At 38.4% G+C, this 25,793-nt stretch carries 23 protein-coding genes; 10 read left to right on the top strand and 13 right to left on the bottom strand.

Translation table 11 applies throughout. From position 1 onward, the window contains the following. Nucleotides 1-70 precede the first annotated feature (70 nt). The 5 genes from ispD to pyrG form a co-directional block, all read right to left on the bottom strand. Nucleotides 71-790, bottom strand: a complete 720-nt coding sequence (ispD, locus tag AC07U8_RS11345) for a 2-C-methyl-D-erythritol 4-phosphate cytidylyltransferase (protein WP_494737897.1) — start codon at nucleotides 788-790, stop codon at nucleotides 71-73. Continuing rightward, the gene (ftsB, locus tag AC07U8_RS11350; RefSeq protein ID WP_004719933.1) at nucleotides 753-1,139 is read right to left on the bottom strand and encodes a cell division protein FtsB; all 387 of its coding nucleotides are present in this window, start codon (nucleotides 1,137-1,139) and stop codon (nucleotides 753-755) included. Before ftsB ends, ispD begins: the two co-directional genes overlap by 38 nt. A 404-nt stretch (nucleotides 1,140-1,543) precedes the next feature. Beyond that, nucleotides 1,544-2,833 carry a phosphopyruvate hydratase gene (gene eno / locus AC07U8_RS11355; protein WP_004719930.1) on the bottom strand — a complete coding sequence of 430 codons (1,290 nt, stop codon included), beginning with the start codon at nucleotides 2,831-2,833 and terminating at the stop codon, nucleotides 1,544-1,546. Between the two features lie 45 nt (nucleotides 2,834-2,878). Beyond that, the gene (gene kdsA, locus AC07U8_RS11360; protein ID WP_004719923.1) at nucleotides 2,879-3,736 is read right to left on the bottom strand and encodes a 3-deoxy-8-phosphooctulonate synthase; all 858 of its coding nucleotides are present in this window, start codon (nucleotides 3,734-3,736) and stop codon (nucleotides 2,879-2,881) included. 30 nt (nucleotides 3,737-3,766) lie between these two features. Further along, nucleotides 3,767-5,407 carry a CTP synthase gene (gene pyrG / locus AC07U8_RS11365; RefSeq protein WP_004719920.1) on the bottom strand — a complete coding sequence of 547 codons (1,641 nt, stop codon included), beginning with the start codon at nucleotides 5,405-5,407 and terminating at the stop codon, nucleotides 3,767-3,769. A 229-nt stretch (nucleotides 5,408-5,636) separates the two neighbouring features. Between pyrG and AC07U8_RS11370 the strand changes: the two genes are divergently transcribed. Beyond that, the gene (locus AC07U8_RS11370) at nucleotides 5,637-6,101 is read left to right on the top strand and encodes an internalin (protein ID WP_494737898.1); all 465 of its coding nucleotides are present in this window, start codon (nucleotides 5,637-5,639) and stop codon (nucleotides 6,099-6,101) included. A gap of 144 nt (nucleotides 6,102-6,245) precedes the next feature. Here AC07U8_RS11370 and AC07U8_RS11375 read toward each other — a convergent pair whose 3' ends face one another. Beyond that, nucleotides 6,246-7,664: an aspartate ammonia-lyase gene (locus tag AC07U8_RS11375; RefSeq protein WP_494737899.1), complete on the bottom strand. Its 1,419-nt coding sequence runs from the start codon at nucleotides 7,662-7,664 to the stop codon at nucleotides 6,246-6,248. Nucleotides 7,665-7,809: 145 nt separating this feature from the next. Between AC07U8_RS11375 and AC07U8_RS11380 the strand changes: the two genes are divergently transcribed. Further along, nucleotides 7,810-8,685, top strand: a complete 876-nt coding sequence (locus AC07U8_RS11380; protein WP_209826063.1) for a LysR substrate-binding domain-containing protein — start codon at nucleotides 7,810-7,812, stop codon at nucleotides 8,683-8,685. A gap of 290 nt (nucleotides 8,686-8,975) precedes the next feature. Here the strand turns inward: AC07U8_RS11380 and AC07U8_RS11385 are convergent, their stop codons facing one another. The 3 genes from AC07U8_RS11385 to AC07U8_RS11395 all read right to left on the bottom strand — a co-directional run bounded on the left by AC07U8_RS11385 (nucleotide 8,976) and on the right by AC07U8_RS11395 (nucleotide 12,722). Continuing rightward, nucleotides 8,976-10,058: a YheT family hydrolase gene (locus tag AC07U8_RS11385; protein ID WP_151803513.1), complete on the bottom strand. Its 1,083-nt coding sequence runs from the start codon at nucleotides 10,056-10,058 to the stop codon at nucleotides 8,976-8,978. Nucleotides 10,059-10,148: 90 nt separating this feature from the next. Then, the gene (locus AC07U8_RS11390) at nucleotides 10,149-10,559 is read right to left on the bottom strand and encodes a nuclear transport factor 2 family protein (RefSeq protein ID WP_004821860.1); all 411 of its coding nucleotides are present in this window, start codon (nucleotides 10,557-10,559) and stop codon (nucleotides 10,149-10,151) included. Nucleotides 10,560-10,697: 138 nt separating this feature from the next. Next, nucleotides 10,698-12,722: an NADPH-dependent 2,4-dienoyl-CoA reductase gene (locus AC07U8_RS11395; RefSeq protein ID WP_151803512.1), complete on the bottom strand. Its 2,025-nt coding sequence runs from the start codon at nucleotides 12,720-12,722 to the stop codon at nucleotides 10,698-10,700. Nucleotides 12,723-12,890: 168 nt separating this feature from the next. On the opposite strand from AC07U8_RS11395, the gene AC07U8_RS11400 reads away from it, so the two are divergent. Next, complete coding sequence (locus tag AC07U8_RS11400; RefSeq protein WP_004719902.1) at nucleotides 12,891-13,442, top strand: PadR family transcriptional regulator; 552 nt, start codon at nucleotides 12,891-12,893, stop codon at nucleotides 13,440-13,442. A gap of 8 nt (nucleotides 13,443-13,450) precedes the next feature. Next, entirely contained in the window at nucleotides 13,451-14,362 is a 912-nt protein-coding gene (locus AC07U8_RS11405) for an alpha/beta fold hydrolase (RefSeq protein WP_270382466.1), read from the top strand. A gap of 492 nt (nucleotides 14,363-14,854) precedes the next feature. On the opposite strand, the gene AC07U8_RS11410 is transcribed toward AC07U8_RS11405, so the two are convergent. The 3 genes from AC07U8_RS11410 to AC07U8_RS11420 form a co-directional block, all read right to left on the bottom strand. Continuing rightward, a complete protein-coding gene (locus tag AC07U8_RS11410; protein WP_151803072.1) occupies nucleotides 14,855-16,120 on the bottom strand; it encodes a DcaP family trimeric outer membrane transporter in 1,266 nt (421 codons plus the stop codon). A 113-nt stretch (nucleotides 16,121-16,233) separates the two neighbouring features. Further along, on the bottom strand, nucleotides 16,234-17,607 hold the full coding sequence (locus AC07U8_RS11415) for an MFS transporter (RefSeq protein WP_151803073.1): 1,374 nt from the start codon (nucleotides 17,605-17,607) through the stop codon (nucleotides 16,234-16,236). A gap of 462 nt (nucleotides 17,608-18,069) precedes the next feature. Next, nucleotides 18,070-18,996, bottom strand: a complete 927-nt coding sequence (locus tag AC07U8_RS11420; protein ID WP_004821871.1) for a LysR family transcriptional regulator — start codon at nucleotides 18,994-18,996, stop codon at nucleotides 18,070-18,072. A gap of 282 nt (nucleotides 18,997-19,278) precedes the next feature. Between AC07U8_RS11420 and catA the strand changes: the two genes are divergently transcribed. The 6 genes from catA (at nucleotide 19,279) to benE (ending at nucleotide 25,416) form a co-directional block, all read left to right on the top strand. Next, nucleotides 19,279-20,199 (top strand): catechol 1,2-dioxygenase, encoded by a 921-nt coding sequence (gene catA, locus AC07U8_RS11425; protein ID WP_004719897.1) that lies wholly within the window; start codon nucleotides 19,279-19,281, stop codon nucleotides 20,197-20,199. 82 nt (nucleotides 20,200-20,281) lie between these two features. Next, nucleotides 20,282-21,682 carry a benzoate 1,2-dioxygenase large subunit gene (gene benA / locus AC07U8_RS11430; protein WP_151803074.1) on the top strand — a complete coding sequence of 467 codons (1,401 nt, stop codon included), beginning with the start codon at nucleotides 20,282-20,284 and terminating at the stop codon, nucleotides 21,680-21,682. Then, nucleotides 21,679-22,188: a benzoate 1,2-dioxygenase small subunit gene (benB, locus tag AC07U8_RS11435; RefSeq protein ID WP_004821879.1), complete on the top strand. Its 510-nt coding sequence runs from the start codon at nucleotides 21,679-21,681 to the stop codon at nucleotides 22,186-22,188. Before benA ends, benB begins: the two co-directional genes overlap by 4 nt. A 106-nt stretch (nucleotides 22,189-22,294) precedes the next feature. Further along, entirely contained in the window at nucleotides 22,295-23,311 is a 1,017-nt protein-coding gene (benC, locus tag AC07U8_RS11440; RefSeq protein ID WP_494737900.1) for a benzoate 1,2-dioxygenase electron transfer component BenC, read from the top strand. A 32-nt stretch (nucleotides 23,312-23,343) separates the two neighbouring features. Beyond that, the gene (gene benD, locus AC07U8_RS11445; protein WP_151803076.1) at nucleotides 23,344-24,129 is read left to right on the top strand and encodes a benzoate diol dehydrogenase BenD; all 786 of its coding nucleotides are present in this window, start codon (nucleotides 23,344-23,346) and stop codon (nucleotides 24,127-24,129) included. Nucleotides 24,130-24,189: 60 nt separating this feature from the next. Beyond that, nucleotides 24,190-25,416 carry a benzoate/H(+) symporter BenE gene (benE, locus tag AC07U8_RS11450; RefSeq protein ID WP_209826055.1) on the top strand — a complete coding sequence of 409 codons (1,227 nt, stop codon included), beginning with the start codon at nucleotides 24,190-24,192 and terminating at the stop codon, nucleotides 25,414-25,416. A 136-nt stretch (nucleotides 25,417-25,552) separates the two neighbouring features. Here the strand turns inward: benE and AC07U8_RS11455 are convergent, their stop codons facing one another. Continuing rightward, complete coding sequence (locus AC07U8_RS11455; protein WP_171497902.1) at nucleotides 25,553-25,717, bottom strand: hypothetical protein; 165 nt, start codon at nucleotides 25,715-25,717, stop codon at nucleotides 25,553-25,555. Nucleotides 25,718-25,793: the final 76 nt, after the last annotated feature.

Raw genomic sequence — 25,793 nt, forward strand, 5'->3', positions numbered from 1 at the left:
GGTCAAATTATAGAGATAAATAGCGGTTGAGAAAATCAATCAATGCATAATTATTTTTATTTTCGTTGTTTTATTGCTGCGATTGCAAAATTAACTTGGCTAACTCCAAATCGTCTGGATAGGTAATTTTAATATTATCAGAACGCCCCATGACCACTTTGACAGGTTCATTGATATATTCCAATGCACTCGCCTCGTCTGTAATGACAATATTATTCACTAAAGCTGTTTCGATTGCTGTTTTAAGCTTTGAAAAGGTAGAAATTTGTGGTGTTTGTGCTTGCCACAATTGATCACGACTGACTGTTTTATTGATATCTTGCTGATTTTTAACACACTTCAAAGTATCTCTTACAGGAATTGCAAGAATCGCACTGCTGTTCAGGTTTATTGCGGTATCGACTAAGTTTTCAAGACATTGCTGTGTCACACAAGGACGAGCAGCATCATGTACAAAAACCAAATCATCGGCTTGTGCAAATTGTTCTAAATAACGCAACGCATTTAAAACCGAATCAACACGCTCTGCACCACCCAAACAAAAATGACTCAAATGTTTATTTTTTAATGGCAATGTTTGCGCATAGTGGTCTTGCTCACCAACAGCCAGTACATAACCCGCAAGCGGTAAATCGTTTAGACGCGCTATGGTATGCGCTAACACTGTTTGATTTTGGATGACTTGGTATTGTTTAAGTTCGGTTTTTGAAAAACGACGCCCTGAGCCAGCCGCAGGAACAATTGCCCAAATTTTACGGTTGTTCTGGCGCAGGTTCGTTGTCATCTTCATTGGTTCTTAAATCTACACTTGGATCGGTATAAATAGGTTTGTAATGGGTACTGATGGTACTCATCTGTACAAAAGTTTCATGTGGCTTGACTAGACCAAGGTCTAAACGTGCATGTTCTTCTATGGCTTCAGCACCATTTTTTAAATCATACACTTCAGCAGCAAGAATTCGGTTGCGTTCTTTTAACTCAGCATTGACTTCAGCTTGCTGTTCAATTTGCTGTAGTAAAGCTTGATGAGGGAAATGACCACCCTCACCGAACCAAAAGCGATATTGTAATACCACAACGATTAAAATCGCGAGTACTGCAATCACTTTACTTGAAGTTGTTTTAAAGACTTCTAACATGGATTTGCGTCTTGAGTAACAGCATTAAATTAAGATGCTAATATACATCAAATATTTTGTATGAAGAACACTAAACTATGCGAAAACTGCAAAACTAGAACAAAATAAGTTTTCTATCTTTATAAAAAATAAGTGGGTGATCAATAATCTACTTTGTAATTAAACATCTAAAAATTATCTTTATGCTAAAAACTCACATATCGCGATATTATTTATTATAAATTTTCTTTTTCAATAAACTAAGTGAATTAAATTCTTACCTTAAATTTTATTATCAATCAATTACATGATATTAAATTTCTCTTAAAACAGACTATTCATGATTATTTTTTAGCGTATAAAAAAGCCATTCCCTATATCAAATAAAAGAATGGCTTTTTTTTAATTTAAATCAATAAAAGATATTAATTTAAACCTTTAAACTCAGCTTTACCGCGATAAGCAGCATGAGTCAATTCTTCAATACGAAGCAACTGGTTATATTTTGCAACACGGTCAGAACGGCAAAGTGAACCAGTCTTGATTTGACCCGCTGCTGTACCCACTGCAAGATCTGCAATTGTAGAATCTTCAGTTTCACCAGAACGGTGTGAAATCACAGTGCTATAACCATTGGCTTTAGCAAGATAGATTGCATCTAAAGTTTCAGACAAAGTACCGATTTGGTTGTATTTGATTAAGATAGAGTTACCTACTTTCTCATCAATACCACGTTGTAAAATCTTAGGGTTTGTAACGAACAAATCGTCACCAACCAATTGGATTTTATCACCAAGGATAGAAGTTAAATAGCTCCAACCTTCCCAGTCAGACTCATCTAAACCATCTTCAATTGAGATAATTGGATATTGTTTAACAAGGCCAGCAAGATAGTCAGCAAATTGGTTGCTTGTGAATGCTTTGTTGCCTTCACCTGCAAGAATATATTGACCATTTTTGTAGAATTCTGAAGATGCACAATCAAGCGCAAGCATAATATCAGAACCTGCTTTATAACCAGTTGTTTCAATTGCAGAAAGAATAACAGTAATTGCTTCTTCATTTGAACGTAAGTTAGGTGCAAAACCACCTTCATCACCAACTGCTGTATTTAAACCTTGCTTTTTCAATACAGATTTCAAAGCATGGAAAATTTCAGCACCAGCACGTAAAGATTCAGCAAAAGATGTGAAACCTACAGGCTCAATCATGAATTCTTGAATATCAACAGTGTTGTCTGCATGTGCGCCACCGTTCAAGATGTTCATCATTGGAACAGGCATAGACAAAGTTGTTTGACCACGAAGATCTGCAATGTATTGGAACAATTCAGTTTTCTTCTCAACAGCAGCCGCACGTGCAGCCGCCAAAGATACAGCCAATGTTGCATTTGCACCTAATTTTTCTTTGTTTTCAGTGCCATCAAGCGCAATCATTTTGTCATCAAGCGCTTTTTGTTCAAATACGTTTTGACCTTTTAATAAGTCTTTGATTTGACCATTTACGTTTTGAACTGCAGTGCGAACACCTTTACCTAAGTAACGTGATTGATCACCGTCACGAAGTTCTAAAGCTTCACGAGAACCAGTTGAAGCACCAGATGGTGCACATGCACGGCCAACAACGCCAGAGTCTAGGATTACGTCTGCTTCGATGGTTGGGTTACCACGAGAGTCCAAAATTTCACGTGCACGAATGTCAACGATTTGGCTCATGAATAATTCCTCAGTTGATTAAAAATAAGATGCTTTCTAAGCGCATCAATGTGTATCTAACTTTTTGAAACCTTTAACTAAGGTATCCAATTCTTTTAACTGTGCTAAAAATGGCTCAAGCTGTGACATACGTAATGCACAAGGACCATCACATTTTGCATTTTCAGGGTCTGGATGACTTTCTAAAAATAAACCTGCAAGCCCTGTTGCCATACCCGCACGTGCTAAGGTCGTGATTTGCGCACGACGACCACCTGCTGAATCAGCACGACCGCCTGGGGTTTGCAATGCATGCGTGACATCAAAAAATACTGGCACATTCATTTCTTTCATGATGTCGAAACCCAACATATCAACAACTAAGTTGTTATAGCCAAATGACGTACCACGTTCACACAAAATGAGCTTGTTATTACCCGCTTCTAAACATTTGTTTAGAATGTGGCTCATTTCACGAGGAGAAAGGAATTGTGCTTTTTTGATGTTGATAATGGCTTGAGTTTTCGCCATTGCTTCAACCAAATCAGTCTGACGACTGAGAAATGCAGGAAGCTGGATAATGTCAGCAACTTCAGCGACAGCTGCAGCTTGGTGAGGTTCATGAACATCGGTAATAATCGGAACATTAAAATGCTTTTTAATGTCGCCTAACCATTCGATGCCTTTTTCCAAACCGGGGCCACGGAACGAATGTAAGCTTGAACGATTGGCTTTATCAAAACTGGCTTTAAATACATACGGTATCTCTAAACGAGTACAGATATCGACATACGTTTCTGCAATTTCAAAAGCCAAGTCTTTCGACTCAAGTACGTTCATGCCGCCGAATAATACAAATGGCAAGTGATTTGCCATTTGTATATCGCCTAAACGTACAATTTCTTGTGGTTTTAATTGTGACATTTAAACTTCCTAGTTTAAGTTCTTACATACTTACTTGCTGTTTTGGTGCTGCTTTTTAGCGGCATCGATAAAACTAGCAAATAATGGATGTCCATCACGTGGTGAACTTGTAAATTCCGGGTGGAATTGTACAGCAATAAACCAAGGATGTTCAGGAATTTCTACAGTTTCAACAAGATGCTGCGCTGTCGAATAACCTGAAATTTTCATACCTGCCTGTTCAATTGCAGGAATAAAGCGATCATTCATTTCATAACGGTGACGATGACGTTCCGTAATTTCAGCTTTGCCGTAAACTTCACGTGTTTTAGTGCCTTCAACCAATTCTGATTTTTGTGCACCTAAACGCATTGTGCCACCAAGGTTTGACTCAGTACTACGATGCTGGATTTCACCACGTTCATCTAACCATTCAGTAATTAAACCAATCAATGGGAATTTTGTTGAACGATTAAACTCTGTAGAAGTCGCTTCTGGCATAGCAGCAACATGACGAGCAAATTCAATCACGGCCAATTGCATACCTAAACAAATACCCAAGAAAGGTACTTTGTTTTCACGAGCATATTGAATCGCCTGCATTTTGCCTTCAGTGCCACGTTCACCAAAACCGCCAGGAACCAAGATTGCATCAATACCTTTTAATACTTCAGCAGGATTTTGGCTTTCAAGCTCTTCAGCATTGATATAGTCAATTTGAACTTTGACACGATTTTGAATACCCGCGTGTAAAAGTGCTTCATTGACAGACTTATATGCATCTGGCAATTCAACATATTTACCCACCATCGCTACACGAACTGTGTACTCTGGATTCAATAATGCTTCAACCACATGATCCCAATCCGAAAGATCGGCTTCAGGCAAGCTGTCATAACCAAAACGTTCACAGATTAAATCATCAACATTTTGTTCATAGAATGTACGTGGGATTTGATAAATTGAACGTGCATCTTTACACACCACAACAGCACGCGCTTCAACGTTTGTAAAGAGTGCAATTTTACGGGTGGTATCTGCGTCAACATCATGTTCAGTACGACAAATCAGAATGTCTGGTTGAATACCAATCGACAATAATTCTTTAACAGAATGTTGAGTTGGTTTGGTTTTAAGTTCAGCAGCAGACTTGATATAAGGTAATAAAGTCAAATGCATCAACATGGTACGTTTATGACCAAGTTCAACCATCAACTGACGTACAGATTCCATGAATGGGAGAGATTCAATGTCACCTACTGTGCCACCGATTTCCACAATGGCAACGTCATAACCTTCGCCAGCGCGAAGAACACGTTCTTTAATATTATCCGTAATATGTGGAATAACTTGTACTGTACCGCCGAGGTAATCACCACGACGTTCTTTATTTAAAACGTCTTGATAAACACGACCTGATGTAAAGTTATTTAATTTGGTCATTTTGGCACGACGTAAGAAACGCTCGTAATAACCCAAATCTAAGTCAGTTTCAGCACCATCTTCTGTGACAAATACTTCACCGTGCTGGAATGGGCTCATAGTCCCAGGATCGACATTAATGTATGGATCCATTTTGACCATGGTTACTTTTAAACCACGGGCTTCTAAAAGTGCAGCAACTGAAGCAGCTGAAATACCTTTACCTAGTGATGATACAACACCACCAGTTACGAATATAAAATGGGTCATTAAGTTTCTCGTACAATGGAGCCTAAATTGGCCTACAATGTTGTGCGATTTTACTTTACCTTGTACCAAGAAAGCAAAGTCAATTCACATCAATTCATAGAACAATAAACAATTGGCTATTCTATCAGCATTTCCAATAAAAAATTAGCACTTGATAAGGTGATTTTTAAATATCATTTTGCTGTTATACTAAGTAACATCTCTTTAATACGTTTTGTTTTGAGTCATTATGAATAAGAAATTTTTAATTTGTGGTGCAATTGCGACAGCGCTTTTGGTATCTGCTTGTGTAAAAAAAGAAGAGCCTAAAGAAGCTGAGCCAGAGAAAGTTGAAACTGCTCAACCTGCGACTTCTGAACCTACACAGTTTGAAAGCTTACCAAGCGTTGAGCAGAATAATGCACAACAAGTCGAAATTCCGGCGCATGTAGAAGTTGAACGCACAGAAACAGTAAATACAAGCACTGAAATTCGCCGTGAAACAACGCATGAAGCCCATGCAACTATGCCAAGTGCACAAGCGGAAAGTAAACCTGCTGCAACTGAGGCGAAGCCTGCAAAAGCAGAGTCAGTAAAAACTGAAACTGCACAAACCAAAACACCAGCACCAAAAGCAAGCTCTGGTTCAGCACAATCTGAAGATGATGCTGTTGCCGCTGCCATCGCTGCTGCTACACCAGCTTTGAAAAACTAAGATTTTGCATTGCTAAAAAAAAGGGAAATGATAATTTCCCTTTTTTTATAACTCCGTATAAGTATTCAGTTGCATATGCCATATGAAACTTAATTTCTTATATAAGTCATGAATGAGTTTAATTGTACCTTTAGCTTTTAAAAACTAAGCCGCATGTTGTTTTGGCTGAACCAGATTATGAACAGCAAGAACATCTGCTAAAATTTCATCTGAAAGTAATCCCTCTGCTTTAATCAAAGCCAAAACACTCTCCCCAGATTCATTTGCCATCTTTGCAATTCGTGTAGTGGTTTCATAACCTAAATATGGGTTTAACACCGTAATGATACCAATTGAGTTATCCACTAAATGCTGACAATGCGCCGCATTGGCACGGATATTTTGGATGCATTTTTCATTCAGCATTTGCATCGCTTTGCCTAATAACTCAATAGATTCAAATAGTTTAAGTGCAATTAATGGTTCAAACGCATTTAATTGTAGTTGACCACCTTCTGCAGCCAAAGTAATTGCTAAATCATTTGCAATAATTTGATAGCACGCCAAATTCATCGCTTCAGGAATTACTGGATTTACTTTTCCTGGCATGATTGAACTACCGGGCTGGCGCGGTTCCAATTGTATCTCACCTATACCAGTGCGCGGTCCACTCGATAACAAACGTAAATCATTAGAGATTTTAGACAACTTGGTTGCAGTACGTTTGAGCAAACTCGATAAAAGTACAAAGTCGCCCATATCTGTAGTCGCTTCAATCAAATCAGGTGAGCTTGAAATGTTTTTACCCGTGATTTCTGATAAAGCTTGAATGGCATTTAAGCGATACTCAACCTCGGTATTAATCCCCGTACCGATTGCTGTCCCACCTAAATTAATCACACTGAGTGAATCTGGCATAATATGATTTAACGTTTGCAAATCATTTTGTAAGGTATGCGCAAAAGCACTAAATTCTTGCCCTAATGTCATCGGTACCGCATCTTGTAACTGAGTACGTCCCATTTTCAAGATATCAGAGAACTCTTCAGCTTTGCGACCTAGGCTTTCAATTAGTTTTTTAAACGGAACATTGAGATGATCCAATGCAAATAATAGACCTATTTTTATTGCACTTGGATATACATCATTGGTCGATTGAGACATATTTACATCGTTATTGGGATGTAGATATTGATATTCGCCTTTTGCATGACCAAGAAATTCTAATCCAATGTTTGCAATAACTTCATTTGCATTCATATTTGTAGAAGTTCCTGCCCCACCCTGAATCATATCAATAGGGAATTGATTATGGTATGAACCATTTATTAATTGCTGACATGAATGTTGAATCGCTTTATATTTATTTTCTTCAATTTTATTTAATTTAAAATTAGCCTCTACACAAGCTGACTTCACCATAGCAAGCGCTTGAATAAAAATAGGAAAATGACTTAATTTATGGGCGCTTAGGTTAAAGTTCTCAACCGCTCTTAATGTTTGTACACCGTAATAGCAATGAAATGGGACTTCTTTCATTCCCAATAAATCTTTCTCAGTTCTCGTTTTAATTTCAATGTTCATTTGCAATGTAACTCTACGAAGATAATCAATTCATCTTAGGTGAAACAATCTAAACTTGACCAATGTAAAAAAATATATCTGTATGCATTTTTTGCATATCACTTGTTATACTTTGCTTGAGTTAAATATTGATTGGTGATTGAACATGACGCTTGAAATTCGGTGGATAGAGGATCTTCTTGCATTAGACCAAGAAAAATCCATTTCTAAAGCTGCAGCGATACGTCATATCACTCAATCGGCTTTTACACGCAGAATACAAAATATTGAAGAGTCGTTAGGGTTTCAAATTTTAAAGCGTTATAGTAAAAACATTGATTTTACAGATGCTGGTCAAGTCTTGCTTTCTACAGCAAAAAATATTCAGAACCAAATGGATACAACAATAAAATATTTAGAAAAAAACATTAAAGATAATGAACTCTCAATTAAATTTGCAGTATCACACTCACTCATCACGCAGTTTTTTCCAAAATTTATTCAAAAACTATACTCAGACTATAATGATCTAAAGTTGGAAATTATTGCTGCAAATCTGCAACAAGGCATACATTTATTAAAAGAAGGTTCTTGTGATTTTCTCATTTGTTATTGTGATCAACTCACTTTACAACAATTGGATCTCACACTTTTTACCTATCATAAAATTGTAAATATGCAAATTGTACCTGTTACAGCCAGTAAAAATGGATTACCTAATTACCAACTCAATCAAACATTCCCTCTTTTAGCCTATAGTAAACAAGCCTATCTGAGAAAATGCGTAGATAAAATTATAGAAAGTAAACTCAATTACCGAACGTTATATGAAACGGATAATGCCAGTGACTTAAAAGCCTTGGCTTTACAAGGCTTAGGTGTAGCTTGGCTACCTCGCTTACTGATTGAAGAAGAAATAAATGAAAATAAATTAAAAATACTTGATGGTTATAGTTTCTTTCAAGATATTTATATCGTTCGTAGCAATATTATTTACTCGCAAAAGATAAATTTTGTTTGGAATTATTTAGCGCTTAAATAAGCCTTTATTTTAAATAAAGATCTTTCTTTCTTCAAAAAATGATCATGTAGAGTGAATCTATCGATATTGAAAGTGCTTTCTCCCACTGGACGAAGGCTAGGATGAGGGGAATTTTTATGTTGATCTGTGTTTTAAAATGGACTTATGAAAGAAGTCTAATATTTATCTTAACCTAGCAACTTAGGATCAATAAAACACCCAGTTGCGCAATTAAAACTGACAAATCAAATGATAATAGTTTGATCTGTCAATTTTTAACTTAAATAAATATTTATTGATACTGCGTATCATCATGAATACTGTCTTAAAAAATCAGCCATTAAACGAGAAGCCCACGATTTGGTATTGAGTCCTTCATAAAAACCACAATGACTGCCCTTTTTGGTTGTCACCACCACAACATTATCCATATTTTGAATGGTTTCTTTAAACGGCTCTAAATTCTTGATTGAACATACAGGATCATCTTCTGAGTTTAGAATCATTAATGGAATTTTAACATTTTCAAATACATAAATTGGATTGGTGGCTTTTGAATAGCTTTCATAATCTGAAAAACCAGCCATTTCAAAATATTCAGTCTGAAACTCTTGTAGGGTTTTCGTTTGTAGAACATTTTGTACAGAATGTAATGGTGTCCATGTTTGCTCATAGGGCTTAATAAATGCCTTAAACAATTTTTTGGTCATGACTTTGGTGTAGAAAGGATGGACATTTTGAAATCCAAGCTCAGTATCATAACCAGGGCACATGGCAAAAGCAGCTTTAAAAGGTGTATCTAGGCCTTGTTCACCAAGATAACGCACAAGTAGGCCTGTACCAGCGGAAGAACCTACTGCATAAAGATCAGATTGTGGAAATGTGTCTTGAATCGAAGCCAATTGCTCTTTTAAATCAGAAGTTGAACCAAAAATCGACATTAAAGGAACAGGCATAGGTAAGCCCGCATGCCCACGGCGCAAACATAATGCAATACGCCATCCCGTATATTCATGGAGATCTTTGACCAATTCACGCATACTGTCAGGTGTGCCTGTAATCGTATGCATAATCACGATAGTTGGGGTTTCTTGTGGTAAATCGTAGCCATACCAAGCAATTGCCGTAACACCGCCATCTTGCATGGTCAGCTGATCAATTCGATCATAGTCCAGCTTAACGGATTTTTTCTTAATTAAATCAAAATATAACAGGTGAGCATGGGTATTGCTGAGCCATGGTGTAGGACGATATTTATCCTGTAGTTGAGGCAGTTTCTTGATAATCTCAGACATTTTCCCTTGCTGATTAAAATAAAGCTTTGGTAATTCAGCACCTGTCACTTGATCCAATAAATCTTGGCTAATCTCAGTAAACTTATGTAATACAGACATTTTCCACCTCAACTCTTTTATCACTCATCATCATTTTAAAAATTAAGAAATTTTTCACGCTTAATTTTATTTATTGCAGTATATACGTAATTAGGCTTTAGGTATAAAGCTGGCCATACGTTGCCCCATTTGAGCTGCCAATGCTTCCAAACCACTTTTTGGTCGAATCATCACTTCAAAATCAACAATTTGACCCTGTTCATTAAAACGAATCATATCAATGCCTTTTAATTTTTTTTCACCAACATTGGCAGAAAATTCTAAAACTACACTTTGCTCATCTTCTGTAAAAAATTCTCGATGGTAAGTAAAGTTTTCAAAAATTTGAATCACGTTACTTAAAATGAAAAAGACCACTTGCTTACCTTCATAGGGGTTATAAGCCACAGGTGAACGAAAAACCACATCATCTGCCAGTAATTCATTTAAAAGACTCATGTCTCGACTTTCCAGCATGTTGTGCCATTTTTGGATTGCAGGTTTTGTATTTGTATAGCTCATTTTTATATCCCTTTGATTTGAAATACTTTGAATTCATGTCCATCATTTTTAAAGATCATTCATAAAATCCCTTCTCTCGCAGCATGCTTCGCACTACACATGGCTTAAAGAGAAGGAGTTCAAACAGCGTTAATCCTTTTAAATCACAGCTGCTAATTCAGCACCTTGGCGAATTGCACGCTTCGCATCTAACTCGCCCGCTTCTTTCGCACCACCAATCAAATGTACAGATTTTCCATCAGCTTGGAGTTGATCAAACATTGCTGTATAGGGTTCTTGACCTGCACAAATCACCACATTGTCGACATCTAAAATCATGGTTTTGTCGCCAACCGTAATATGTAAGCCCTGATCATCAATCTTGTCGTAACTTGCGCCAGGAATCATATTGACATGACGATGTTTTAAACCTGTACGATGAATCCAACCTGTTGTTTTGCCTAAACCAGCACCAACAGATTTGGCTTTACGTTGCAGTAAGTAGATTTCACGAGGAGATTGTTCGATCTCAGGTTGTTTCAAGCCACCCACATGTTCATAGGATGTATCAATTCCCCATTCATCATAGAATTTTTGTGGATTTAAGCTGCCACTCTCGCCTTCATGGGAAAGATATTCAGCAGTATCAAAACCAATACCGCCTGCACCAATAATTGCTACTTTCTTACCGACAGGTTTACGCTCACGTAAAACCTCGATATATGACAAAACTTTTGGATGATCGATACCTTCAATATTTAAATGCCGAGGTGTTACACCTGTAGCCACCACAACATCATCAAAGTCACCTGTCGCTAACTCTTCATAGCTTGCAGTATGGTTAAGTACCAGTTTGATATTCGGTTGTAATTCAATTTTACGTTTAAAATAACGTAAAGTTTCATAGAACTCTTCTTTGCCAGGAATGGTTTTTGCAATATTAAACTGACCACCAATCTGATTAGATGCTTCAAAGATTGTGACTTTGTGTCCGCGATCAGCTGCATATGTTGCAAAACTAAGTCCCGCTGGACCTGCCCCAATCACAGCAATATTTTTAGCAACTGGCGATTCTTTGAAAATAAGTTCAGTTTCATAGCATGCACGTGGATTGACCAAGCACGTTGCAATTTTCATTGAAAAAATATGATCTAAGCAAGCTTGGTTACAACCGATACAGGTATTGATTTCATCAGCACGGCCTTGTTCAGCTTTCAATACAAAATGCGAATCTGCAAGCATTGGGCGCGCCATCGAAATAATATCGGCATCGCCTTGAGCCAAGACATGCTCAGCCATTTCAGGTGTATTGATACGGTTTGAGGTCACTAAAGGAACTTTGACCGAACCTTTTAATTTTTTGGTCACCCAAGTAAATGCGGCACGCGGTACTTTGGTAGCAATGGTTGGAATACGTGCTTCGTGCCAACCAATTCCAGTATTGATAATGGTTGCACCAGCTTTTTCAATTTCTTTCGCAAGTTGAATCACTTCTTCAAGTGTAGAACCACCCTCAACCAAATCCAGCATAGATAAACGATAGATAATGATGAAGTTTTCGCCGACTTCCTGACGTGTTCTTCTGACAATTTCAATCGGGAAACGGATACGATTTTCATAACTTCCGCCCCATTCATCATCACGGTGATTGGTACGTGCAGCAATAAACTCATTGATCAGATAACCTTCTGATCCCATGATTTCCACACCATCATAACCTGCGATTTGTGACAATTTTGCACAATTGGCAAAGTCTGCAATGGTTTGATGAACTTCTGCTGAAGTTAAAGCATGCGGTTTAGTTGGATTGATTGGCGCTTGTATCGCAGATGGTGCAACATTTTCAGGCTGATATGAGTAACGACCTGTATGTAAAATTTGCAGTGCTATTTTACCGCCAGCATCATGCACAGCTTTGGTAATGACCTTATGTTTTTCTGCTTCTTCTAAATGATCCAGTTTTGAACCACCAAAGAATGTTACCCCATGATCATTGGGCGAGATACCACCCGTCACAATTAAACCAACACCACCTGCTGCACGTTCTGCATAAAATGCAGCCATACGTTCATATCCACCTTGGACTTCTTCTAGTCCAACATGCATTGAACCCATCAATACACGGTTTTTTAATGTGGTAAAGCCTAAATCTAAAGGCGCAAGTAAATGCGGATAATTAGACATGTGAACTCCCTTGGCGTGCTCTCGCTAGCTATCAATCTGTTAAATGACACTTCATATCTGTTTAATGCAACAAGTTGCATAGTGTGAGTATTTATAATCGAGATTTGATTTTTATGCAACATGTTGCATAATGACTTTATATTCATTTTGTTGATGTGATATTACACAATGTCATTAGCCCATGTTTTATTGACCAGTCTGATAGAGAAGCCAAGTACAGGTTTTGAATTGGCGCGACGCTTTGACCGATCTATGGGATTCTTCTGGAATGCAACGCATCAACAAATCTACCGTGAACTTAACGGCATGCAAAAGAAAGGCTGGATTTCCACCCTTGAAGATCAGTCTGATCATGGCCGTAAAAAAACTTATCAAGTTGAGCAACTTGGACGGGTCGAACTGGCAGACTGGATGGTCAAACAAGGCCAGCCTGCCCAGCTTCGTGAAGAAATTATGGTTCGCTTACGGGCAGAAGCACAATTTGGTGGAAATACTGTTTTACCTGAACTTGAGCGTCATTTAGAATTACATCGTGAAAATTTAAAACTATACCGCCAGATTTTTTCCAAAGATTTTGAACAAATCGAGCAACTGGATCGAACTTTATATATTCACAAAATGATTTTACAATTGGGTATAGACTTAGAAATGGGCTGGATCAATTGGCTCGACCAAGTCATTCCACAGCTTAAAGCGTTTGAGAATAAAGAGAATTCATAGGAAACTGCATGCCACACTATACAATGCCAGATGGTGAAAAATTATTTGTCCGTGAAATTGGTCAGGGTGAACCTGTACTGGTCCTGTCTGGTTTAGGTATGCATAGTTGGCAATGGCTTCCCTTTTTACTGCCTAATATCAAACATTATAAATTTTATATCCCAGATTGGCGTGGCTTTGGTGGCTCTAGAACCTGTAAGATCCCTCAAGAAATCGATGCGATTAGCAACCATTGGCGTGATCTTGAAAGCTTAATTGAGCAGTTAAATTTAGATCATTTTATCCTTATGGGTTATTCCATGGGAGCAACCACTGCCATGCATGGGATGCAATATGGCAATTTGGCTGAAAAACTCAAAGCTTATCTACACATTGATCAAACCCCTAAAATCCCAACGGATGAAACATGGGAATTTGGTTTATTTGGGAAAAAGTATTTTAAAATTAAAAGATTGCTAAAAGACTTCTCTGATTTTTTACATCAATATTCAAACTATCGTTTTGTTGATGAATTACCGATTGAGCCACGAACTGAACTGATTCAAATTTGGTTAAATTTTATTAAAATTCAAGGCAGTAATAAATTAAGCCCATTTATGTTTAATTTGGCGCTTAAACATCCACAATTACAAAAACATTTATTGCCTATTCGTCGAATGGATTATTTAACTTGGTATATCGATAATTATCTCAACCATGATGAAGATTATCGTCAGGCAATTTCACAATTGGAATGTCCGACTACATTCTTTATTGGGGAAAAGTCATCACTCTATCCTGCTGAAGGTCAAATGCAAATTTCTGACAGTTTAGCCAATGCGAAAAATATTATTTTTAAACGTTCAGGGCATACGCCGCTTATTACAGAACCCGTGAAATTTAGCCAAGCAATCCGTTTATTTTTAAAAGAATCCGCTTAATTTAAACGAATAACGAACAATATAAAAACCTCGTTTAAATCAAATTAAAAGAGGTTTTTCACCAAATTACTCATGTTATTTTTAAAAAATGCTTTTAAAGTCATTATTTAATAAAATTTTGTGTTAGTTAAAATGAATATTTAACATCAATCCATAAATTGATCATCATATAAATTAAACAGCTTTATACATTATTGAACCATACATGGTCATTCTATCGTGAGGCGACATGGATGTCGCCGTTGGGTGGGGGTACAGGACGTACCTCTCACCCAACAGAGGATTTTTGTCCCTTTTCATCCCTGAAAAGGGAGGCATCGCCTACGCAAATATATTTAAACTTTAAATGCAAGGTATGGCCGTACAAACTTTATCACCATATGAATTAACGTTTATAGAATGGTATAAGTTTGATATTTTTTTTAAAGACTTCACCTCATTTTAATATCCTCTAAAAGCCTACTTTCGTAAGAAGACTAATAGAAGTATTTATCAAAAATTATACATCGCAACCGCATTAAAACGATTGTCCTCACCTGTATCCTGTCCATTAGGCGCTGCAACAAAGGCTTTACGCTCACCATAAACATATTCCAGACCAAAACTTAACGGCTTTTTCGGGCTATAAAATACATTGGCCCAAGCTTGCCAAAGTGTTTTATTGGCTTTAGTCGGATCACTCAAATATCGAATATAATCCTGATTTTCATCCGCTTTCATATAGCCATATCCCAATGTTCCTCGCCATTGTGAGTTAAACTGTTGCGTCACCCCCACAGTGATTGAGTCAAATTGATTCAGCGCCATGATATTTTTATTGGCATCTATAGCAAAGCCTTGGTTCGTCCATGACACTAAACTGGAATCACCTTTAACATGATAATAATCTGCTTTAAGTGTGGTTTTTGCAGAAATATCGTATTTTGCTCCAAGTCCAACACCCCAAGCGAGTTCATTATCTGCCACAGTTCTCTTTTCACTAACCATGCCTCGCAAACTCAATGCACCCGCTCGATCAGCAAATGATTGATTTAGTCGAGTTGATAAAACCGGGATCCGCATATTCGATAAGGCATCTTTGGAATCTTCCAAAGCCGTTACCAGCTGTGTTTCTGCATTAAATTTATGGGTATAACGAATTTGTGCATCACGTTTAACAGCGCCCCCCACATAACCCAAAGCATCAATTGTTTCTGGCATATAATCGGGAACTGCAAAGTTAGACCATGTTTGACCAATCAACCATTGACCATAATTAAAATAGGCATGGCGAATTCTAAGTCCATCATTCGCGCCCAAGAAATCAACTTCAATTTTTCCCGAAATATCTTTGTCAGTAGTTTTAAAATCTAAACCTAAACGTGTCGCTGCAAGAGTCGATTTTAATTGATCACTACTTTCATTATGGCCTTTAAGCGGTACGCTATTGATCTGATTATACAGTCGATCGGCACTTCCACCTTCCGACTGATACAATAGATCCGCACGAATATTCCCATATAGTGTTACTTCTGCCCCTGCTTTTGTTCGTGCAAAGCTTTGATCCTTTGCCTGCGATACAACCTGTGCCGCTTTAACATTATTTTCCAATGCCACAATTTGCTTATTTTGCACCTGTTGCTGTTGTTCAATCATTTCACGTAATTGTTTAACTTCATTACGTAACTGTTCAACTTCTGTCATCGAATCTGCATGCGCCATGTTTAGGCTAAGTAATCCCATTGACACCAAAATGATGTTGTATTTAAAAATATGCATTGTAGAAATCATCCTATTCTCTACGGTTTAATTTTCGTACTTATTGAGCAGCCGTCATCCTCATGATTCGGGCTGAAATACCAAGTTAGTTTGTGTGAGTTTGGTTTACGAGCTTAGTTAATTGTATTTCCAACAATATTTTGTTGAGTTGTTGGTGCTTCTGCCGTTTGAGTTTTTTCTACTGAAGCATTTAAATTCACAAAGAATATCGCCAGTGCTGCAATAAATCCTGGAACAGCAATCACAAGGAAATTCATTTGGTGAGGTAACTCTAGGGTCAGCAATGCACCCGTTAATACTGGCCCAACAATGGCACCAATTCGTCCAATGCCTGATGCCCACCCCATGCCTGTAGAACGTACTGTTGCTGGATAAAATTGTGCAACAAAGGTATAGAGTAAAATTTGCGAACCAATGGTTGCTGCACCAGCAATTGCAATTAAGGTATAGAGAATGAATTGTGGGCTTTTAAAACCAAGGAAAATGAGCGCAATCGCACCAACCGTAAACATGATGGTCAATACGGGTTTAATATGAAATTTATCCGCCAAAGCACCACCACCAATTGCACCAACCATGCCACCAATATTTAATGCAAATAAGAAGATCATACTTGCACCCAGTGAATAGCCTGCTTGGATCATTAGTTTAGGCAACCAACTTCCGAGTGCATAAACCATCAATAAACACATAAAGAAAGCAATCCAGAACATTACTGTGCTTGATCGGCGACCTTGCTGAAACAATGCACGTAACGGTGCTTCATCACCAGCAGTGACTTCATTTAATTCAAATTGAGTCGATGCATGAATCTGTTGCTGTGGTGCAATTTTCTGTACCACTTCTCGTACTTGATCGGTCTTGCCTTGGTGAGTTAGAAACATCAATGATTCAGGTAAAAACTTCCAAATAAGGGGTAAAGCCAAGAATGGGATAATGGCGATATAAAACATGATTTTCCAACCATAATCGACCACCAACCAAGCACCCAGTAAGGCAGAGCTCATACCACCAATGGCATAGCCACTAAACATAACAGCGACCAGTGTGCTACGTATACGTTTAGGCGCATACTCAGTCATTAAAGCCACCACGTTCGGCATCACACCACCAATACCAAGTCCTGCTAAAAATCTGAGAATTCCAAATTCAACGGGTGTTGATGCAAATGCACCGAGAAAAGTAAATCCACTAAAAATAGCCACACAAATCATGATGGTTTTTTTACGGCCCAACTTATCAGACAGTGTTCCAAAACTCATTGCACCAAACATCATGCCAAAAAGTGCTGTACTGGCTAGCAAGCCTGCTTGTACAGCAGTTAATCCCCACTCTTGCATCAATAAAGGTAAAGCTACGCCATAAATAACCAGATCATATCCATCAAAAATAATAATTAATAAACACCACAATAGAACGCCCCAATGAAAAGGGGTGAATTTTGCTTCATCCACGATGCGATTAATATTTAGTTTGCTCGTTTGCACTTTTGCCTCCTGCGGTGAAACGCTACGAAATTTTTTCAAACAATGAGGCAGCTGTTATTTTTTGTCCAAAACCGATTGAATATATATCCATACCTTAAAAGTCGGTTTAATATTTTTTATTGAATAAACAAGGGATTAAAAATAATTAATAAAGAAATCGGGCTTTATATTTTCAATGATTTATTTTTTATTTTAATAATTATCTCGATATTTTTAGAGTATCAGAACAAATCAATCGACTTTTTCTGATTTTTCAATATGTTACTTTTCACATAAAATAACATCTATAAATAACTTTTTATTTAATGATTGAACTTAATGGATTTTTCATAAATCGAAAAAATGATCATATGAAGTGAATAAAATTAGTATTCAAAGTCCCTTCTCCCTTGGGGGGAGAAGGCTAGGATGAGGGGGATTTTATGTTGATTTATGATTTTAAAAAGAACTTAGGAAACAAGCCTAATATATCGTCGTAAAGCTCGCACGATCATATTGAAAGCCTTCTAAATCATAAACCTGATAAATACAATCAAATAAAGACCGAATATTTTCACTTTCATCCATACAACGTATTGCCATAAAAATTGGACTTTTTGCAGAGCTATCTAACAATGGGATATAGATTAAATTCGGCAATTGAATGGTTTTTGCACTCTCAGGCACAATACAAACGCCTTCACCAGCAGCAACTAATCCCAAAGCCAGTTGAATTTCTCGGACTTCTTTTAGATTTTTAGGATCTAGGCCATGCTCGGAAAACAGATGACGTACTTGAGTGGAAAAATTAGGCTTAGGGTGACTTGGGTAAAGGAATAAGTTCTCATCTTCAATATCGGCAAAATAAGTGCCTTTAGAATCTGTAGCGAGATGATGACTGATATGGACAGCCAACATTAACGGCTCCTCTCGTAACAAAACTCGCCTAATGGCAGGATCAGAAATTCTTAAACGTCCAAATCCAACATCAATACGCCCCTCTTTAAGCGCCTGAATTTGATCTTTGGTGCTCATTTCAATCAGCTCAATTTTTAAATGTGGCTGCTGTTGGCGGAACATATAAACGATTTTGGGTAATAAACCATACAATAAAGACCCCACAAACCCCATGGTTACGGTTTTTTCGATCAAGCCAATTCGCTTGGTCATAGACTTTACTTCTTCGGCATTAGACAAAAGTTTAACAGCGTGTTGATAAAAAAATTGTCCCGCTTCTGTGGTTTTTAACGGACGGCTTCCACGTTCAAAAAGCGCGATACCCAATTCACCTTCAAGGTTTTGAATCTGTCTGCTCAGTGGAGGCTGAGCAATATAAAGCTTTTCTGCTGCTTTGGTAAAACTTTGTTCTTCTACAACAGCAACAAAATAGCGCAAATGCCTGAGTTCCATCTCAAACTCCATACCTTTAAGATATAAAAAAATGCAAATTTGATCTTAGACAGCGATCATTCATTCTTTTAAGGTATATCAAAAGCAAGATGTAAAGCAAGACTGTAAAACTTTTGATATTCACAGCCAGCCAAAGAATCTCATTCTGTTAGCCCAATGAATCACTTTGATCAGTCCAATCTTTAAATCTCGCATATGAAAAACATGGAAAGTGGGCAGCAAAGTTTCAAACGATTTTTTTCGTATGCAATGCCAAACCACGCATACTGCAGGAGATCTAGTATGAACCGTCAAGAAATCGATACTTTGGTCAAACAAATGAATGTGGACACTGCAACAGGTGCAGTCGATACACGTGTACAACAAGTAGTGGTCCGTTTATTAGCTGACTTGTTTCAAGCCATTGAAGATTTAGACATTTCACAAAGTGAATTATGGAAAGGCCTAGAATATTTTACCGATGCAGGTCAAGCCAATGAACTTGGTCTTTTAGCAGCGGGTTTAGGTTTGGAACATTATTTGGATTTACGTGCTGATGAAGCAGATGCTAAAGCAGGTATCACAGGTGGCACACCACGTACCATTGAAGGTCCATTATATGTCGCTGGTGCGCCTGAGTCCGTCGGCTTTTCTCGCATGGACGATGGTTCAGAGAGCGATAAAATCGACACCCTATTTATTGAAGGTACAGTAACAGACACAGATGGCAATCTTATCCCAAATGCTAAAGTTGAAATTTGGCATGCCAACAGTTTAGGTAATTACTCTTTCTTTGATAAATCACAGTCAGATTTTAATCTACGCCGTAGCATATTGACTGATAGCAATGGTCAGTATGTTGCACAAACAACTATGCCCGTTGGCTATGGCTGTCCACCACAAGGGACGACTCAGTTTGTACTGAACAAATTAGGCCGCCATGGTAACCGCCCATCTCATGTGCATTATTTCGTATCTGCACCCGGCTATCGCAAATTAACCACACAATTCAACATCGAAGGTGATCAATACCTTTGGGATGATTTTGCTTTTGCAACACGTGATGGCTTAGTGGCAACAGCTATTGATATCAGTGATGAAGCTGAAATTGCTCGTCGTGGTCTCAACAAACCATTTAAACGCATTTCATTCAATGTAGCACTGGTAAAAGAACAATCTAAAGCACCATCTACAGAAGTAGATCGTCGTCGCGCAAGCGCTTAAACCCACACGCACGGAACCGAAATGTTTGCACTATTGCAGCACTTCGGGGACTTCCTCTCATTTGGAAAGTCGGAGAACCCATATGCCACGTATTCCTGTTATAAACACCAGCCATCTTGATCGAATTGACGAACTCTTAGTCGATAATTTTGAAACGGGTGAATTTAAACTTCATCGTTCTGTTTTCACAGATCAAGCCCTTTTTGACCTAGAAATGAAATACATCTTTGAAGGCAACTGGGTTTACTTGGCACATGAAAGCCAAATTCCAAATAACAACGATTATTACACCACCACTATGGGGCGTCAGCCCATTATGATTGCGCGTAATCGCAATGGTGAATTAAATGCCATGATCAACGCGTGTTCACATCGTGGTGCACAGCTTTGTCGGCATAAGCGTGGTAATAAAGCGACTTATACATGCCCATTCCATGGATGGACATTTAATAACTCTGGGAAACTACTCAAAGTTAAAGATCCAAGCGATGCTGGTTATTCAGACTGCTTCAATAAAGAAGGTTCACATGACCTGAAAAAAGTAGCACGTTTTGAAAGCTATAAAGGTTTCTTATTTGGCAGTTTAAATCCAGATGTACCAAGTTTAGAAGAGTTTTTAGGTGAAACAACCAAGATCATTGACATGATTGTTGATCAATCTGAGCAAGGCTTAGAAGTTTTACGTGGTGCTTCAACCTATACCTATGAAGGCAACTGGAAGCTGACTGCTGAAAATGGTGCAGATGGTTATCACGTTTCGGCTGTACATTGGAACTATGCTGCGACCACACAGCAACGTAAAGAAAAACAGCAAGAAAATGACAATGTCCGTGCAATGAGTGCAGGTGCTTGGGGCAAACAAGGCGGCGGTTCATACGGTTTTGAGCATGGACATATGCTGTTATGGACTCAATGGGCAAACCCTGAAGATCGTCCTAATTATCCAAAAGCTGATGAGTATACTGAAAAATTCGGTGCGCCAATGTCGAAATGGATGATCGAACGTTCACGTAACTTATGCCTTTACCCAAATGTCTATTTCATGGATCAATTTGGTTCGCAGATTCGTGTATTACGTCCAATTTCAGTTAATAAAACTGAAGTGACGATTTACTGTATTGCACCTGTAGGTGAAAGCCCTGAAGCACGTGCACGACGTATTCGCCAATACGAAGATTTCTTTAATGCTTCCGGCATGGCAACTCCTGATGACCTTGAAGAATTCCGCGCCTGTCAAGCCGGTTATGCTGGTATTGAGCTTGAATGGAATGACATGTGCCGTGGTTCAAAACACTGGATTCAAGGACCTGATGATGCGGCCAATGAAATTGGCTTAAAACCTAAACTGAGTGGTATTAAAACAGAAGATGAAGGCTTATATCTTGCCCAACATCAATACTGGTTAGAAATGATGAAACATGCCATTCAATCTGAAAAAAATCTTGCTCAACAAGAAACACCTCAGCAAGGAGCAACAGCATGAATGCAACTGCAAACATCGATCAAGTTTCTTTAGAAAATATTGCACAATTTCTCTATCGCGAAGCACGCTTTTTAGATGATGAACAATGGGATCAATGGCTCGCCTGCTACTCACCCTCGGCATGTTTTTGGATGCCTGCTTGGGATGATGACGATCGTTTAACCGAAGATCCTCAGTCTGAAATTTCCTTGATTTATTACCCTGACCGTCAAGGTTTGGAAGACCGTGTTTTTCGGATTAAAACTGAACGTTCTTCAGCAACCATGCCTGATACACGCACTTGCCACAATATTAGCAATATTGAAATTATCGAAAGAGATGGTGACAAAGTCACAGTCCGCTTTAACTGGAATACCCTGAGCTTTCGTTACAAAAACAGTTATAGCTATTTTGGTATGTCTCGTTATGTCATCGACTTTTCAGCTACACAACCACAAATTCTGAATAAATATGTGGTGTTAAAAAATGACTACATCAACCAAGTCATCGATATTTACCACCTCTAATTTTTTATCTCGAATTGTGTAAAAAATATGAGGTGTTTGCTTTAGCCAAATGGAAAGTTGGCTAAAGCACTCAAAAGTTTTAAAGATTTTTATAGGATTTTCAGCCATGTCAAACCACAATGTTGCTCTTCAATTTGAAGATGGCGTAACGCGTTTTATCTCAGTTACACAAGGTGAAACTTTATCTGATGCAGCATATCGCCAGAAAATCAATATTCCTTTAGATTGCCGTGATGGTGCTTGCGGTACATGTCGTGCTTTTTGTGAATCTGGTTCGTTTGACATGCCTGAAGAAAGTTATATTGAGGATGCTTTAACACCAGAAGAAGCTGAACAAGGCTATATCTTGGCCTGCCAATGTAGACCTACTTCTGATGCCGTATTTCAGATTCAAGCTTCATCTGAAGTATGCAAAACCGAAATTCATGCATTTCAAGGTACATTATCTCGTGTGGAAAAGCTCTCTGATTCCACCATCACTTTTGATATTCAATTAGATGAAGGCCAACCCGATATTCATTTTCTTGCAGGTCAGTATGCCAATGTGGCAATTCCACAAACCACTGAAACGCGTTCTTATTCATTCAGTTCAAAACCTGGAAATCGCTTAACAGGCTTTGTGGTACGTAATGTTCCAAATGGAAAGATGAGTGACTTTTTAAGTGCAAATGCCAAAGCGGGCGACAAAATGACCTTTACTGGTCCATTTGGAAGTTTTTACCTTCGTAATGTGGTTCGCCCTGTTGTTATGTTGGCAGGCGGTACAGGTATTGCACCATTTATGTCGATGTTACAAGTGCTTGAAGACAAAGGCTCACAACACCCTGTACGCTTAGTATTTGGAGTAACCAATGACTTTGACCTTGTGGCACTTGAAAAGCTCAATGAACTGCAAAATAAACTGCCATGGTTTGAATACCGTACAGTCGTTGCACATGCTGAATCAACACATGAACGCAAAGGCTATGTGACAGGTCATATTGACAATGACTGGTTAAATGGCGGTGACGTCGATGTTTATTTATGTGGTCCTGTTCCTATGGTTGAAGCTGTTCGAGGCTGGTTGGATACTGAAGGGATTAAACCTGCAAACTTCTTATTTGAGAAATTCTCTGCAAACTAAAATCGTACTGTACTGTTCAGGAGCTGAGAAGAATGTCAGATCGCCAAAGATTTAAAAATAAAGTTGTCATTGTTACCGGCGCAGCACAAGGTATTGGTCGCGGTGTCGCCCTACAAGTGGCAGCAGAAGGTGCGCATGTGGTTATGGCCGACCGTTCAGAATATGTCGAAGACGTGCTTGTTGAAATTAACAAAACTGGCGGTGATGCAATCACCGTCAATGCAGATCTGGAAACTTTAGCGGGTGCCCAAGCTGTCGTTGCTAAAGCTATTGAACGCTATAAGCGTATTGATATTTTGATTAACAATGTCGGTGGTGCAATTTGGATGAAACCGTTTCAAACGTTTTCTGAAGAAGAAATTATCAAAGAAGTGCATCGCTCACTATTTCCAACCTTATGGTGTTGTCGAGCAGTCCTGCCCGAAATGATCAAAAATCAAAAAGGTACCATTGTTAATGTATCCTCTATTGCAACATGTGGGATTCATCGAGTGCCCTATTCAGCCTCAAAAGGTGGTGTAAATGGTCTAACCACAGCACTTGCATTTGAACATGCCAAAGATGGTATCCGGGTTAATGCTGTTGCGACTGGTGGTACAGAAGCACCTCCACGTAAAGTCCCGCGCAATACTACAGCATTGACCGAAAATGAAAAACAATGGATGCAAGATGTGGTAGATCAAACCATTGATCGTACTTTTATGGGCCGTTATGGTTCGATTCAGGAACAGGTCAATGCAATATTATTTCTTGCGTCTGATGAATCCTCTTATATGACAGGTACTATTGTCCCTGTAGGTGGTGGTGATCAGGGTTAAAACTGGTCTCTTTTTTATGTAGCAGGATCATTGAAATTCAATGCATGGAGGCTTTGCCCAATGGCATCCCTGTTCAAAATGTTAAAACAAGATTGGTCTTTATCAGCGACAGTTGCAGGATTTTTAGCTGTACTGATTTCTTATGCAGGACCAATGATTATTTTTTTTCAGGCAGCTCAACAAGCCAATGTTTCCTCAACCATGATGGCATCATGGATCTGGGGGAGCTCTATTGGTGCAGCAATCACTGGAATCATTTTATCCATTAAGTTTAAAACGCCGATTATTACCGCATGGTCAGCACCGGGAACGGCGCTCTTGGTGGCTTTATTTCCGCATATTTCTCTCAATGAAGTCGTTGCAGCCTATATTACTTCTGCAATCATTATTTTTATCATTGGGATTACTGGTTCTTTTGACAAACTTTTAAAATGGATACCACAAGGGCTGGCAGCAGGAATGATGGCCGGAATTCTGTTCCAGTTTGGTTTAGGTCTGTTTAAAGCTACCGACACAATGCCCTATGTGGTTTTTGGTATGCTGATCTGTTTTTTACTGGCAAAACGCTTTTCACCTCGCTATGCCATAATTTGGGTATTATTTTCAGGGATTGCGCTCAGTTTTATCTTTGGAAAAATCAATCCAGTACCAATGGATTTTTCATTGGCAGTTCCTGTTCTGATCAGTCCAGAATGGACCTGGTCTTCTACATTGAATCTTGCAATTCCACTTACAATTGTCAGTTTAACGGGTCAGTTCTTGCCGGGTATGGCTATTCTCAAACTGAATCATTACGATACACCTGCTAAACCGATTTTAAGCATAGCCAGTATCACCTCTATTGCTGTAGCGTTTACCGGTGGAATCACGATTGTGTTAGCAGCGATTACTGCTGCACTTTGCACGGGTAAAGATTCACATGAATTGAAAGAAAAACGCTATATCGCAGGTATTGCAAATGGCATCTTCTATATTCTAGGAGGATTATTTGCAGGCAGCTTGGTGATGCTATTTAGCATACTTCCCAAAGAGTTGATTGCGGCACTTGCTGGATTGGCCTTACTCGGAGCAATTACCACCAATCTTGGTATTGCAATGAAAGATGAAACACAACGAGATGCTGCCATCATTACTTTTCTTGCCACTGTATCAGGTATGCATTTTTTAGGATTTAGTTCGGTTTTCTGGGGAATTTGTATTGGCATGATCGCACACTTGATTTTAACTCGACAACAATCAAAGGCTACCATTCCAACTCCAGTACATGACTCACCGCAAAGTCAATAAACCAGCATATTCACTTAATAATCAGCATAAAATCCCATGCAGTTCGATGGGGTTTTTATGTAATAAGACATTCTGGAATATAGCCAAGTTTCACTTTATGAAAGCACTATTTCTTGCGGTTAAATCTTAAAATATTTCACTGTAGTTTATTGGTGATTTCTAAATACCAAATCGTTTCACCCCAATCACTATTTTCAATTTTTGGAAAAATTTCTCCTTGTTCAAAATAACGAGATTGAGATTTGTTTGCTGGGCCTTCCCAAGCGTATAATTTTTTACCTTTTGGAACAGTGTATTCCAAATATTCACCATTACTATTCCAACTTGCCCATACAGCAAATCTATCTAAACCCAGTTTGATAATTGATTATTTTTTT

It is taken from the genome of Acinetobacter sp. GW821-FHT01E09 (assembly GCF_059422385.1).